The 14057-nt window shown below is 53.2% G+C and carries 11 protein-coding genes; 3 read left to right on the top strand and 8 right to left on the bottom strand.

The window, feature by feature from the left end; genetic code table 11:
• The first annotated feature begins 36 nt into the window (after positions 1-36).
• Entirely contained in the window at positions 37-822 is a 786-nt protein-coding gene (locus AC5DDB_RS23175; protein ID WP_491742136.1) for an ATP-grasp domain-containing protein, read from the top strand.
• A 40-nt stretch (positions 823-862) separates the two neighbouring features.
• Here the strand turns inward: AC5DDB_RS23175 and AC5DDB_RS23170 are convergent, their stop codons facing one another.
• From AC5DDB_RS23170 to metX, 5 genes are all read right to left on the bottom strand, one after another.
• Positions 863-3106, bottom strand: coding sequence for an ATP-binding protein (locus AC5DDB_RS23170; protein ID WP_491742135.1), 2244 nt, complete (start codon positions 3104-3106; stop codon positions 863-865).
• 262 nt (positions 3107-3368) lie between these two features.
• Complete coding sequence (locus tag AC5DDB_RS23165) at positions 3369-4628, bottom strand: ABC transporter substrate-binding protein (RefSeq protein ID WP_491742134.1); 1260 nt, start codon at positions 4626-4628, stop codon at positions 3369-3371.
• Between the two features lie 421 nt (positions 4629-5049).
• Positions 5050-6201: an adenosyl-hopene transferase HpnH gene (gene hpnH / locus AC5DDB_RS23160; RefSeq protein WP_491742133.1), complete on the bottom strand. Its 1152-nt coding sequence runs from the start codon at positions 6199-6201 to the stop codon at positions 5050-5052.
• A 301-nt stretch (positions 6202-6502) separates the two neighbouring features.
• Positions 6503-7129 (bottom strand): methionine biosynthesis protein MetW, encoded by a 627-nt coding sequence (gene metW / locus AC5DDB_RS23155; RefSeq protein ID WP_491742132.1) that lies wholly within the window; start codon positions 7127-7129, stop codon positions 6503-6505.
• A 6-nt stretch (positions 7130-7135) separates the two neighbouring features.
• The gene (gene metX / locus AC5DDB_RS23150) at positions 7136-8344 is read right to left on the bottom strand and encodes a homoserine O-acetyltransferase MetX (protein ID WP_491742131.1); all 1209 of its coding nucleotides are present in this window, start codon (positions 8342-8344) and stop codon (positions 7136-7138) included.
• A 121-nt stretch (positions 8345-8465) separates the two neighbouring features.
• Between metX and AC5DDB_RS23145 the strand changes: the two genes are divergently transcribed.
• Entirely contained in the window at positions 8466-8882 is a 417-nt protein-coding gene (locus tag AC5DDB_RS23145) for a hypothetical protein (RefSeq protein ID WP_491742130.1), read from the top strand.
• On the opposite strand, the gene rlmN is transcribed toward AC5DDB_RS23145, so the two are convergent.
• Genes rlmN through AC5DDB_RS23130 form a run of 3 tightly spaced genes read right to left on the bottom strand, consistent with a single transcriptional unit; the run spans position 8879 to position 11931 of the window.
• Entirely contained in the window at positions 8879-9937 is a 1059-nt protein-coding gene (gene rlmN / locus AC5DDB_RS23140) for a dual-specificity RNA methyltransferase RlmN (RefSeq protein ID WP_491742129.1), read from the bottom strand. The genes AC5DDB_RS23145 and rlmN overlap by 4 nt on opposite strands.
• 54 nt (positions 9938-9991) lie before the next feature.
• Entirely contained in the window at positions 9992-10912 is a 921-nt protein-coding gene (locus tag AC5DDB_RS23135; RefSeq protein WP_491742128.1) for a DUF1559 domain-containing protein, read from the bottom strand.
• Complete coding sequence (locus tag AC5DDB_RS23130) at positions 10909-11931, bottom strand: hypothetical protein (protein ID WP_491742127.1); 1023 nt, start codon at positions 11929-11931, stop codon at positions 10909-10911. The genes AC5DDB_RS23135 and AC5DDB_RS23130 overlap by 4 nt, the downstream gene beginning before the upstream one ends.
• Before the next feature lie 236 nt (positions 11932-12167).
• Between AC5DDB_RS23130 and AC5DDB_RS23125 the strand changes: the two genes are divergently transcribed.
• On the top strand, positions 12168-13994 hold the full coding sequence (locus AC5DDB_RS23125) for a protein kinase domain-containing protein (RefSeq protein WP_491742126.1): 1827 nt from the start codon (positions 12168-12170) through the stop codon (positions 13992-13994).
• Positions 13995-14057: the final 63 nt, after the last annotated feature.

The following is a 14057-nucleotide window of genomic DNA, read 5'->3' as shown; positions in this document are numbered from 1 at the left end:
CGAACACTGCAATCTGGATTAAATCAGGACGATTGCATGAACGCTGCGCCAGCATGCCTGATCGGGCTTGATGAGCCCGAGATTGCAGCCATTCAGAATCGCGTGAAAGAACCGTTAATTGTTCACCCAACGCTTCCAAAAATTCTCATAAAAGATGGCGAACTGTTCGTCGAGGCAACGAGTGGCTTCAACATGCGACACGTTTCGAAAGTCGTCTTTCATGGCATTTTCGAGAATGATCTCGATACGCTCGCGGGGTTGGCGTTATGGGGCGGTCCATGCTTGCCCAATGCGCAAGCAATGATGGATTGCCGGCTCAAACTTCCCTGTTTAGTGCGGGCGTTGAAACACACAAACTTTGGAAGACCACATCGTGGGTTTGCCGCAAGTGGCGTGGACTACCCAACGGATATTGAACGCGTCGCCAAATGGGGCAACTGGCATTGCGGCGAGAACAAGGCACGCTTTGAGAAACATTGGCTGGCCAATGAACCAACCATCATTGAACCATACTTAGATGGCAACGCGGTTCGCGTGGTTGTCATTGGCAACCAGCATTGGCAGATCAATTTGGATGGTGATGCGTGGTTAAAGTCCATACACCATCCAAACGCATGTTTGACCGAACCCGACCACGGACTTGTCGAAGATACACGATCGGTCGCCAACGGCTTCGGACTCGAAATCGCCGCTAACGATTATATCATCACGCGAGATGGCGAACCTCATCTCCTTGAGGTTAACCATATTCCCAATGTCACTCGCTTTCCCGAGATTTGGGCTGCCTATGAATCGTATGTCGTGGAGTGGTTGGCGTCTTAGTGGAGATCGTCTCTCCGTTAATACCTGTTCTTACACAATACTAACCATGCACCACAGATGATGGTGTCGCCATTGCCGCATCGTAAATCGCTTGAATCAATTTCTTGCGGTTGACGGGTTTGGTGATGTATTGGTCACATCCAGCATCCAGACAGAGTTCTTTGTCGCCGACCATCGCGTGAGCGGTGAGGGCGAAAATGGGTCCGGAATAGCCCTCGCTTCTGACAGCTCGGGTTGCGTCGTAGCCACTCATGATAGGCATTTGCATGTCCATCAGGACGCAATCAAAGTCGGTATCTTGCTTCCAAGAGTCTAAGATGGCGTCACGAGCCGCTTGACCGTTGTCGACGACTTCAACGACCGCTCCGGCTCTCTCGAGAATAAAGGTCAGCAGGCGTTGATTGTCGAGTCCATCTTCCGCAAGCAAGACCTTGCGACCGTCGAGCCGTGTTTCATGATGTGCACGCGAAGGCATGGTTTGCTGGTCCTTAATGGGTTCGACATCCTTCACGATCGAAGGTGTCAGTGTAAATCGAAAATGGGTTCCATGACCAATTTGCGTTCTGACAACCTCGAGTTCTCCTCCGAGCATCTCAGCGAAATGCTTGCTCAAAGTCAGTCCTAAACCCGTGCCGCCATAACGCCGTGTGGTCGATGTATCAGCTTGAGAAAACGGACGGAACAATCGCCTGACTTGGTCGTCGCTCATCCCGATGCCAGTATCGATGACATCAAAGATCAACACGGGTTTGTCTCGATGACCGTCAAATGTCGTGATCAGCGTCACGCTACCAGACTCGGTAAACTTGACGGCGTTCCCGAGCAAGTTGATCAGAATTTGCCGGAGACGCGTCGGGTCCGTACGAATCAGTTTCGGAATCTGCCCTTTGAACTGAGAATTCAATCCGACGACCGATTCTTTATTCCGAGTATCGATGAGAGTGATCGCTTCATTGATGACCTCGGAGGGATTGCAAACCACTAACTCAATATCCATCTTCCCAGACTCAATTTTGGACAAATCGAGAATGTCGTTGATGACCGACAACAAATGCCGACCATTCCGCATGATCGTCTCAATAACAGTCACATCCTGATCGTTAGAAACTTGCTCCGAGAGCCGTTCGGAAATCGTTTCGGTGAACCCGAGGATCGCAGTCATCGGGGTCCGAATTTCATGACTCATATTTGCTAGAAACTCGCTCTTGGCCGTCGTCGCGGCTTGGGCTTCGGAGGCCATTGCCTCAGCTCGAAGTTTCTCGATTGACAGTTGCGTATTGACCAAGTCGAGTTCTTTGCGAGACGCTTCAGCGTTCTTCAAGAACATCTGTGTTTCGGCAGCCTGATTTTTAAAAGCCTCGGCTGCAATCGCTAACCGTCCAAGTTCATCCTTGCGTCCCGTGCCGGGAATGGTCCCGACAGATTCGCCTTTCGTGAGCTTGTCGAATGTGGTCGCAATCGCGTTGAGCGGTGGTGCAATACTCCGACCGATCACCCATGCTGCAATCATGCCAAGCACGATCGTCAATGCCGAGAAGACACTACTCCAAAACTGGTAGCTTTGGGTATCGCTGATCAATTCCTCTGTGATCGCGTTCAACTGAGTCGATTGTCGTTCGCGAATTTCCGTTGCGAGGCGTCGAAACTCCAACAACTCTCCGGCCAGAACAACATTCACCAAATGCAAATAGCCCCGTGTCGATTGCACCATTTGAATCGTTGTTGCCTCGTAGCCCCGCACAATCGATTTCAGGGTTTCGAACGGCGTGTGGAGGGTTTGATCATCTTGCAGTTGGTAGGCATCGATCAAGCTGACGGCACGACCGAGTTCCGCCTTTGCATTGCGATAGTGGCTGGAGTCGGGCGTCACAATGAACCGCATGTTGGCCAATTCGGCTTCCCGAAAGGCGGCCTCGATCTCCGAGAGTTGTTGTGAGATGGCTTGGGTGGAGTCCTTAGCAGACGCAGAGATCGCACTGATCGTGGCGGCGAACTTGTCCTCGTGCGATCGTAGCTCTTCATTCACAATTTTCCGACGCTGAGCCCGATCGACAATCACCGCATTAAAAATCTCTTCGTGCGACGCAAGGTGAGCGTGCATTCGAGCGAGTGACTCGCTGCCGATTTCGTCGTCGATCACTTTCGCCTGCTCAAGCAATCGTTCGAGTTCTTCCTGAATCTGGCGAACGCGAACTTCAGGTCCTTCGTATCCCGTAAAGGCAAACAACAGAACATTCCGCTGCAGGGCAGTCACGTTGCGATCAATTTGATCGAACTGATCCACGTCCAGTCGAAGACGATAGGATTTCTCAAGCGCTAACTTCGCTGAGTTCAATCCTTGATGACACAGCACCGCAATCGAAATGTGAAGTAGAAGAACAACCCAAAAGCCGATTGAGATCCTTGTCTTCACACTGAAACAAGACGGTAGGGATGGAAGCCAGCGAACCATGGGAATTGCCTACGACAAACGAGATAGCTTCCTGTCCGATCCTCAAACGACCTGAAACTTTGGGATAATCAATCACCTGTGACGACTCGATGCGTCAGATTGTTAGTAACTCGTACCAGCGAACGAGACTATATTCATAGGAATCCATGACGGTATTCCAGACTGCCACATTGCCAAAGCGTTCCTGATACGAACCACCGCTGCGGACATGTCCTCTTTTGACGGCCACATTGCCGTCCGCGCCCGGTAGATTCGTTCTCGCGGGTTTGCCTTCGTACCAGTAGTCCCACTCGGCTGATGTCAGGAATTTGCGTGCCTGTTCGGGAACCGAAATGTAATAACCTTGGCGAGCCATATACGCACCCGCCCAACCTTCGAGCCACCAGTTCATATAGGCATAGGCGGCATCCAGGGCGGGTCCTTCCGTTTTGGATGACAAGCACTGCACACCATGCCATCCGCGATATCCCTCTTTCGGGGCGGCGTAATTCACGGGAATGCCGAGACCGTTGAGTGTGGAGACAGCCGGTGAGAACATGCTTTCAATCGTCACACGACCGCTCTTCATGAAGTCGACCGACTGAGGAACGCTACTCCACAGGCCGTTGAAATGGCCGCGATGTTTCAAATCCAACAAGATGTGAAATAAGTCGTCCATTTCATCGCGTGAGAGATTGCCAATGTCTTGGAATGTCGCGAGACCTTTGGCCTGAGCGGCGAGCGCCGCATCAAAGATGCCAATCGCCGGTTCGTTGACAAGTCCGACTTTGCCACGATGTTTTTCGTCGAGCAGCCAGCCCCAAGATTCCGTTTCATAGGGAACGCCGGGGGGAATCATCTGCGTGTTGTAGCCGAACGAGTCAACATTATGCACATAGGGCAGAAAGCTGATTTGCTTCGTCGGATTCGCGCCGAGAGTACCATCCGACTGCACGTAGAGAATTTTGTGAGGAGCATCGCCGGCTCCAATTTTCATTCCGTCGAATAGCTGCCCGGTTTTCGCCAGTGAGTTGATTTCGTCCCAACGATGAATGCGGGTGATGTCGATGGGTTGAATCGCATTGGCTTGCCAAAGCACGTTGATGCTGTTCGACCACTGCTCGTAGACATCGAAGCTTTCCGGCCGCGTCGAAGCCTTTTGCAGTACGCTCGCGCTGCCACATGGTTCAAACCGGATTGGAATCCGGAGTTCTTTCTCAGCCCGCCGCCGGATATCGTCCTGCAGGGTGACGCCGGTGCCCAACACCCGCAGCGGACGACCAGGTGTGCTTTGAGCCACTGCCTTCGGTGCCAGATAAATGGAAGCCGAGATCGCAGAGATGTTTTGGAGAAACTGACGTCGAGAAACGCTCATGAACTTACACAGACGCAATGCAGATTGCTCAGATATGACAATGGGTACACATCACCTAAAGGACTCATAGCCCTTGGATTGGTGTGCATCCGCTAAGCAATGCCGTCATGCATCAAAATGTTCGGGAATCGACGCGGTAGATTCCCAATTGCAGGGGTTCGACGTTATGTCTCGTTTTCGACGATTACGGATGTTGATCAGATTGCAGAAGGTGTCGGCTGGTTTCCGAGCGCGATCGATCCCATCCTCGCCGAATGTCCTTGCCATTTTCGAAAACGTGAGGGCAGTTCAAAGACCCCTCAAGCATGCAATTGATCTCGCGACAAAGTGACCTTATTGCTACCACATCTGCGAAGAAATTTGACTCCCGCAGTCGTCGCAAAAGCGTGACTTGTGTAGTCGTTGTGGAAGCGCTCCGACGTTAGTTATTCGTCACCGCTTCGGCCGCGGGAGCAGTATGAGGTTTTGGTGGTTGATAGGTTGTCTCGAGCGTGACGAGTTCTTGGGGTGATTGATTACTCACTTCGACGGGCTGCGGAGCGGGTGGATTTTTCTCCGGTTTGGCTCCGAAGACGGTGAGCTTGGCAGTGGTGAGGAAACCTTTGAGTGAATTAAAGGTCTCCGTAACGGCAGTCGGTTCGTAACCGCAATGAACCATGCAGTCTGTACAACTTGGATTGCCGCTCGATTTACCGTAGTTGTCCCATTCGGTTGTCTCTAACAGTTCTTGATAGCTGCTCGCGTAGCCTTCTTGCAGTAGGTAACACGGCTTCTGCCAACCGAAGAGATTATACGCGGGCATGCCCCACGGCGTGCATTCCAAGTCGTACCGTCCCTTGAGGAACTCCAAGAACAACGGCGAGAGATTAAACTTCCAACGTCGGTCGATCTTCGTGAACACACGACGAAACAATCCCACGGTCTCGGCTTGATGCAGAAAATGTTCTTGGTCGGGAGCTTTGTCGTACGGGTAACCGGGGGAGAGCATCATGCCCTCGACGCCGAGTTCCGTCAGAATGTCAAATGTTTCCCGCACTTTCTCTGGTTCTGCGGTGTTGAACAGCGTCGTGTTGGTCGTAACGCGGAACCCTTTCTCCAAAGCCGTTTTGATGGCCTTGATCGCAACTTCGTACACACCATCCCGACAGACGGCCGCATCGTGTTCTTCCTGGGGTCCATCGAGGTGCACCGAAAACGAAAGATATTTCGACGGTTTGAACCGATGAAGATGCTGCTCAAGGAGAATCGCGTTCGTGCACAGGTAGATGTACTTTTTGCGTTCGATCAATCCCTCGACGATCTTGTCGATGTCCGGGTGAAGCAATGGCTCGCCACCGGGAATCGAAACGATCGGAGCCCCGCATTCGTCGACCGCGTTCAGACAATCCTCGACGCTGAGGTTCTTCCGGAGAATATCGACGGGGTGTTGAATCTTCCCGCAACCCGCGCACGCCAAATTGCAGCGAAATAATGGCTCCAACATCAAAACGATCGGATACCGTTTGACGCCGCGAAACTTCTTGCCGAGCACGTATTTCGCTACGGTCCACATCTGGGAGACGGGAACGCCCATCGGTTTCTCCAAGTCAGTCAATCATTGAATAGTTGCGGAATATGCACCTCATACCCGCAACCTGGAGCTTTTAAGTTGGATCGAAGCGGTTTCTGTCTCGTCGGGCGGAAAAACCAAGGCTTTTCCGCATTCCTAACAGGCACAGACAACCGTTATACGGTCTATAACACACGTGCCTTCTGATGTCACCCCCAGGCGATGACACAGGGTCCCATGGGAAGATCGCTTTTCCGCTTCCCCTGCAGACAGTACAAGGCACATTCGCGGTGTGAGGCGTCGACGTGAAACAACCGATATCCGGTTACTCCATGCGTTCCAGCACATACAAAGCACTTTCCGCACGCCAGTTAGCAGCCCATGCATGCCGGACGGCTCGACGACGAATGATCGGAATTTCCTTGTCGATCCGAAATTTGAGCACGGTTGCCAAGTCGCGAAAGTCGGTCATTGACATCACATGCAAGTTCGGTGTGTTATACCACTCATAGGGCAACTCCGACGTCACTGGTGCTCGACCGCGTGACAGAGCTTGCCAACGAATCCGCCAGTGTGCGAAGTTCGGAACCACAACCAGTGACCAGCGGGCAATCCGATACATCTCTTCGAGCACGGCTTTCGGCTGCCGAACTTGCTGCAAGGTCTGACTGAGAACGGCAACGTCGAAACTTTGGTTGGGAATGTCTTCCAAGCGTTGATCGAGGTCGGCGTGAATGACTGCAACCCCACGACCGATCGCTTCCTCGATCGATTCCTGATCCAGTTCGACGCCTTGCACGCTGCAACCGTGTTCGTCTCGCAGCATGGCCAACAACCGACCGTCCCCACACCCCAAGTCGACTACGCGACTTCCTGGGCGGATTTGGTCGCGAATGAGTTCGTCAGTCAACCCGAGCATCGGGTCCGGCATGCAATAACGCTGTTTCGACATAATCAATTATCGATTGTTCCTCAATGACGACCGATGTGCCTGATCCAAGAACGGTTGGACCAATCGTTCGAGTGGTTCATTCTCGATCAGGAACGCGTCGTGTCCATAGGGGCTGCTCAACTCGACGAAACTGACATGCCGCCGGGCCTTGATCAACGCCGAGACCAACTCGCGACTTTGATCGGTTGGAAACAGCCAATCCGTCGTATAACTGACCACCAAAAACCGAGCATCCGTTTTGCCCATCGCGTTCTCAAGGGAGCCGTGTCGATCCGCGAGGTTGAAGTAATCCATCGCTTTCGTCAGGTACAAATAGCTGTTGGCATCGAACCGCTCGACGAATCGCTCTCCTTGATAGTGCAGATAGCTTTCGATTTGGAACTCGGTCTCTTTGCCGAGATCGTAGGCCAACTTGTCGCTGTGTTGCAGTCGCCGCCCGAATTTCATCTCGATGGAAGCTTCGGACAAATAGGTAATGTGGGCCAACATCCGCGCGACCGCCAAGCCGTACCGTGGACCTTCTTCCGGTGTGTACCGACCGCTGTGAAACTCAGGATCCGCGACAATCGCCCGTCGTCCGACCGTATTAAACGCGATTCCCTGAGCCGACAAATACGCCGCCGAAGCCAACACGATTGCTGCGTTCAAACGGTCCGGGTAGCGAGCCGCCCATTCGAGAACCTGCATTCCCCCCAGGCTGCCGCCAACGACCGCGAGTAACTTCTCGATCCCTAAATACGCGACCAACTCAGCGTGCACATCGACGATGTCTTCAACGGTAATGACAGGGAAATCGCTGGTATAGCGTTCACCGGTTTCCGGATTAATACAGTTTGGCCCAGTTGTGCCCCGACACCCTCCAAGAACATTCGCACAGATCACAAAATACTGATTAGTATCGAGCATCTTGCCCGGCCCGATGAATGCGTCCCACCAACCAGGTTTGTGATCGACTCCGGTGTGCCAACCGGCTGCATGGGCGTCACCGGTCAACGCATGGCAAACAAATACCGCGTTGTCTCGACCAGCGTTCAGTTCGCCGTAGGTCTCGTAGGCGACAGTGATCGGCCCCAACTCCCGACCGCTGGCCAGTCGGAGTTTCTTCGGCGGTTCGAACAATGTCACCGTTTGTGTTTCCACCAGACCAACAGAGTCCTCCGGTATCTCGAACACCGGTTCTTCATCTGTCGGCTTGGAAATTGATTCTGTTGACATAGCGGTCGAGTATAGACCTCCAAGCGGCATTTTTCGAGTGAACGCGTCTGGCAGGAATTTCCTGATTGGTTTAAAACACTCGCAAATTGTTCTGCTGTTCGGTCGAGATCAGGATGGTCACATGGCCAAGCATTTATGGGGTTGTACGTCGACAATTGGTTTCCTCGCAGCCGGTGCGATTGTACTGTCCGGGTGCGGGAATCCGCCGATCTTTAATTTCGGCGGACCAAGTGCAGAGGAGGTCGCTGCCCAGGTCGACGAGCACCGCACTCGTTTCCAAAGCGAAGGCAATGCCGACTCCCTGCGGTGGTTGTTTGCCAACCAACTCGCAACGGGAATGCCGCTCAAGGAAGTTAACGACGTACTGGGCAAGACCGGCGAACGCGTGTTTGGCGACACCCACATCAAAGCCAAGGTCAACGGGGTCCTTCGCACAGACGAGACTTACCGCTGGGGACCGGACGAGAAGGGCCAGGTGTACTATCTTTTCTTCCGCAACGAGAAACTCACTGCATTCGATCCGGAAGACTACCGTTAGACGGAATGCTGAGTCTGGTTATGTGCTAATCGCAGTTGCCCACAGGCGGCATCGATGTCGGCACCTTTGCGTTTGCGGACCGTCACGTTTACACCGCCGTTTTGAAGTAAGCTGACGAACTCATCGGTACGAGGTGCGGATGGGTCGCTGAAGGGAAGACCGTCGACGAGATTCATCGGAATCAAATTGACGTGAGCGTTTCGCATCTTCAGCAAATTGGCCAGTTCCCGGGCGTGGGCCGGGTGATCGTTCACGTTGCCGAGCAGCACGTATTCATAAGTCACACGTCGCCCGGTGCGTTCGAAGTATTCGTCTGCCGCCTCCAAGATCGCTTCGATGCCAATATTCGCATTGACGGGAACGATCTCCGTTCGCAAATCATCATTGGGAGCATGCAGCGAAACGGCCAGGTTGTAGGGTTTGCCGTGTCGTGCCAGTTCGCGAATTTTCTCGGGCAACCCTACGGTGGAAATTGTGATCCGTCGCGCTCCAAGCCCGAGACCGCCTTTGTCACTGAGAGTATCGACGGCGGGCAAAAGGTTGTTCAAATTATGCAGTGGTTCGCCGATCCCCATGACCACGACATTTGTGATCCGATCATTCTCAGGCAGCAAGCGATCGATTCGCAGAATCTGCTCCAAAATCTCGCCGACTGACAGGTTGCGTTTGAGCCCCGCCAGACCACTGGCACAGAACACGCACCCCATGGCACACCCGACTTGCGTGCTGATGCAGACAGTTCGCCGACGAGTCTCACGCATCAACACGCACTCGACGGTTTGTCCGTCCCGCAGTTCGAGCAACAGCTTTTCCGTGCGATCGGTCGCAACCTGATGATCGACAATTTTCGACGCGAAGAAGTCAAACTCTTGTTCCAACGCCAAACGCAACTTCGCCGGCACATCATGCATGGCTTCGAAATTGTCAACCCGTTTGCCGAAGAACCAGCGACGGATTTGGTCGGCCCGATATGCGGGTTGACCAAAGTCTTCACACCATTCCGCAAGCGCGGATCGAGAGAAATCGGTAACGAGAGGGCGAACCGTGGTAGTCATGAGGGCCATATTAACAGGAGGGCTAAGCGAGCGATACTTGCAAGACCGCGGGGATCACTCGGGCAGGTTGACGGGACGGCCATCGAAGCGGTTGGCCAATTTTTGATAGATACCCATCCGGCCACCTTGACCGGGTAGAGACTCGATTCCGTCCGCAAGAAACTTTACGGAACCGTCGGCGAACAAGAAGTTCGCCCCATCGGCATGCAGGCTCGAAAACGAACGTGGCCCCTTGTTCAATCGAGAAATGTGATGACAATCGGTGACTTGGTCGTTCTCGAATTCGTTCGCCGCGACACCCGGCCAGATTCCGGCTCCACTTGTTACACAGCGTTCGCCGACCATAAATGTGTTCGCTGTGCCGTCGGTAATGGATTCCAAACGAACGTCACTATTCCAGCAGAAGATGCCGTTTGATTCCTTCGGTGTCGGCATTTGACCAGGCCACGAGACAGTTCGCCGACCGGTGATCCAACGCGGCAACGCCGAGTCCCCGAAATTTCCGGAGTAGTTCGACGTGGCGTAGTCACCCCGCATGGGATTGAGATCCGTCGTCAAATCTGCCGGACAGCGGTAGACCGAAACGGGAGCTTGCAAGAGTCCCGATACTTTCGCTAGCGGAAATGGTGCTTCGAAATCGAGATTACTGAAGATTTCGTCGGGCTCGAGGAACGGCAACATTAAGCATTGCCAACCGAAGCCGCCACCCTGACTCGGCTGATTACTGGAGTGAATCCATCCGCTCGGCAGCGTCTCGTAAGCCGCATAGTAGTTATGTAATGCGACCCCGATTTTCTGGAGACGTTCCTCACATTGCATCCGCCGGGCAATCTCGCGACTTTGCTCAACCGCTGGGAGCGTCAGAACGCCGAACAAACCAACCACGATCAAACACGCGACCACTTCGCACAACGTCCATCCGCGTCGCGTCGTCTGCTGATTTCGGATTCGTAGGGTCAGAGAGGAGATTCTCACAATGATTCGTCTCGAGGAGTCAACAACGCCATGAATTCGGCCGGCCATTCATAGGCTCGCCAATCGTCGCCGATTCGTTCGAAGCGAAGCGTGACACGGACATCCGTCGGCTGCTGTTGTGATTGCTGAAACATGACGGAACGGACGGGCAGGGAATCATCGAAAAATCGCCAGCTGCCGTCAACCAACTGGAACCGGACTTTGCGACCATTATATTCAAATGTTGCGAGTCGACCATCCTCGGAAATTTCCGGCGTTTGTTTGGCGAGTGCTCGCAACTCGGTTTCCATCGCCGTAATCATGGCGGGATTGCGTTCTAAGAACTGCACCAGTTCCAAACCATCGGAACCGGCCGCGTACTCTCGAAAGTCGGATGGGGGAAACATTTTACTGATAAAAGCGGGCAGGGCACCGCCACTGAGGGCATCGGCCGCAAGCGTCAGGCATTCCACGAGATCATCCGAAAACCCTGGCGGCAGGGTGACATCTTCAGCGTCCGGATCAGACAAATTCCGCACACGACTCTGGGACGGTGCCGCATCCGGCAGTATGACCGTCAATTCCACCAAACCGGTGGTTGCATTCGGCAGCATCTCCAGTCGGCTCGCCAATTCGTAGATCTGCAGTAACCGAACCTGTGCTTCCGAATTGTCCCGCAATGCACTGACGACAGCATCGACCGTACCGTTTTCTCGCAGCCGTCGCAGTTCCTCAATCGGTGCATGTCCAAGCAAAAACCCATCAATGTTACGATTCCGCAACAACAACGCGGCATCTTCGAGAGACGCTCGCAGCAAAGACGTCGGGTTAGCCAATGTGGGTGTCTTTGGATCTGTTTTCTCTGCCGATTGACCATTGCTCGACGTTGAAGCGTCGGCGGGGTTAGTCGCTGTTGTTTTAGGATTCGGTGCGGGTTCGGATTTTTGAGGCGGATCAGCGTCACCACTGCATCCGACCAGCAAAATTAGCCAAGCCAACAACAGCGGATTCCGGGGGACCGAATTCTGAAGAAGTCGCATGGGAGCTTGTCAATTGATACGCAGAATCGTCACCGGCACGATCGCGATTGTATTCAATACGAAATTGGAACGCGAACCCGTAATCGTCGAAATCCCGTCGAACCGCAAAGAACTTGACCTTAAATCAACATTGATCCGCGAGGAGTTCAGGAAAATGGGAGTTGAGACTTTGGCGGATTTGCGAGACAATCGCACATACGTGTGTAGCAGTCTAGTCCCGCATTGAGCGAATTTACATGGTTCCTCCAAAGCCAGAGAAATTTTCGACCACATGGTCGCTCTCCGGTCTCCTGGTGCGACTGTACGCCGCGCTCTGCGAAGCGATGGCCACGCCCCCTGATTTAGTTGCGTTTCTGGAGGAACACGCTAACGTTCCCGATAGCCAAAAAATTGATGTCCTCTTTTTCGACCAGTACTATCATTGGCGATTTGGCAATGGTCGGCCGTGTGAATGGTACTTGAAACGGTTTCCCGAAATTCTTGGATCGCGGCAGTCTGCCGTCGAGTTTATCGTCGAAGAAATCGAGTATCGACAAGAAACTTCGACACCGCCTTCGCTCGCTGAATACGACCAACGCTTCGAAAACCTGAGTGATGAGATTCATGAATTGCTGGCAAAGCGTCATCCCAACGATCGATTTGCGATTGCTGCCGGTTGGATCCGACAAATGTTCCATGGCGGCGGGCTGACGCAAACCCGTTTCGAGGATACGTATGGCTCGATCAATCGCACATTGCCGTTTGATACAACTCAATGCGAGCCGTCACAATCGGCTGTCGGAACCATAAGTTGCCTGACTCAGGATTTTCTCGATCAAAGCGCAGTTAGCCCTTTTGGAAGTTTGTCACCCGACATCCTGCGTTTGATCGAAAACGACATGCATGAAGCCAAATTCGGTCCCGGTGAGTACCTCATGCGAGAGGGCGACGCCGGTGACTCGCTGATGGTGTTGATGGATGGCAAAGTCGAAGTTCGAATACCGACGGCACAAGCACAACCGCAGGTCATCGCTGAAGTGGAAGGTCGGCAAATTTTTGGCGAGATGTCATTGTTGACGCAGGAACCGCGAAAGGCCGACGTTCTTGCTTGCACGCCATCGCGTGTCATGGTGCTACCGGCGATTGCATTTCACAACCTCGCGAAAGATCACCCGGCAATCAGCAACCTCATGACCGCATTGATTGCACAACGACTCGGGCGTGATGGCCAAGCAGACGTCTTGTGGGGGCGAACTCTTGGCGAGCACTATCGAATCACCGGTCGACTTGGACGCGGCGGAATGGCAGTCGTTTACGATGCCATCGACCAACGCGACGGTACGCGAGTCGCGTTAAAGATGATGAGTCACCGGTTAGTCTACGACGAAGCCGCTCGCGACCAATTCCAAAAAGAAGCGGACATCATCGAGAGTTTCGACCACCCGCATATTTCCCGCATGCTGGGTCGCTTTCAGGAATTCCACACCTTTTTCACGGTGATGGAATTTTGCGATGGTTGGACACTTGCGGAGGTTTTGAATCGTATTAATCGGTTCGATGAAGACACGTCGCGAAGAATTGTCGGCCAAGTTGCGTCCGCTCTCAAGTACGCCCACAAGCGAGGCATCATTCATCGCGACATCAAACCCGGTAACATCATGGTTCGTCGAGATGGCACGGTGCTTTTAATGGACTTTGGTTTGGCGAAAGACGTAGCCGACACGCACCCCTCACTCGCGGAGACGCTTGTTGGCACGCCACGTTACATGGCCCCTGAACAACTCATTGGCAATCCCGTTGCGGAAACTGCCGATATCTTTTCGTTGGGTTTGGTCTTCTGGGAACTCTTGACCGGCAAACCGATGTTGCCCGCTTTGGATTGGATCGGTTTGCTACGGATTCATACGAAGTGGAATGTCGATCAACTCGACAACCTTCGCCGTCGAACCGATCTCACCACTTATCAGTTTCTCCGCACCGCCTTGTCTGCCGAAGCAGAACAACGCAATGTCGATCTCGAGGAACTCATCAGTTGGTCCGCGCCGCTTGACATTTCGAAACTCAAGAAGCTGTTCGAAAGTTAGAACAGCTTCCGTTTTCCGTCACGGGCAGTGTCTCGTGGAAATGTATCAAGTCTTAGATTTGAC

It is taken from the genome of Thalassoroseus sp. (assembly GCF_984380535.1).
This window is presented reverse-complemented; position numbering and strand designations above follow the sequence as displayed.

Excerpts from the sequence above, each read along its gene's own strand:
- AC5DDB_RS23175 (WP_491742136.1), top strand. The coding sequence starts at position 37 with ATGAACGCTGCGCCAGCATGCCTGATCGGGCTTGATGAGCCCGAGATT.
- AC5DDB_RS23165 (WP_491742134.1), bottom strand. The coding sequence starts at position 4,628 with ATGAGCGTTTCTCGACGTCAGTTTCTCCAAAACATCTCTGCGATCTCG.
- hpnH (WP_491742133.1), bottom strand. The coding sequence starts at position 6,201 with ATGGGCGTTCCCGTCTCCCAGATGTGGACCGTAGCGAAATACGTGCTC.
- metW (WP_491742132.1), bottom strand. The coding sequence starts at position 7,129 with ATGTCGAAACAGCGTTATTGCATGCCGGACCCGATGCTCGGGTTGACT.
- metX (WP_491742131.1), bottom strand. The coding sequence starts at position 8,344 with ATGTCAACAGAATCAATTTCCAAGCCGACAGATGAAGAACCGGTGTTC.
- AC5DDB_RS23145 (WP_491742130.1), top strand. The coding sequence starts at position 8,466 with ATGGCCAAGCATTTATGGGGTTGTACGTCGACAATTGGTTTCCTCGCA.
- rlmN (WP_491742129.1), bottom strand. The coding sequence starts at position 9,937 with ATGACTACCACGGTTCGCCCTCTCGTTACCGATTTCTCTCGATCCGCG.
- AC5DDB_RS23130 (WP_491742127.1), bottom strand. The coding sequence starts at position 11,931 with ATGCGACTTCTTCAGAATTCGGTCCCCCGGAATCCGCTGTTGTTGGCT.
- AC5DDB_RS23125 (WP_491742126.1), top strand. The coding sequence starts at position 12,168 with ATGGTTCCTCCAAAGCCAGAGAAATTTTCGACCACATGGTCGCTCTCC.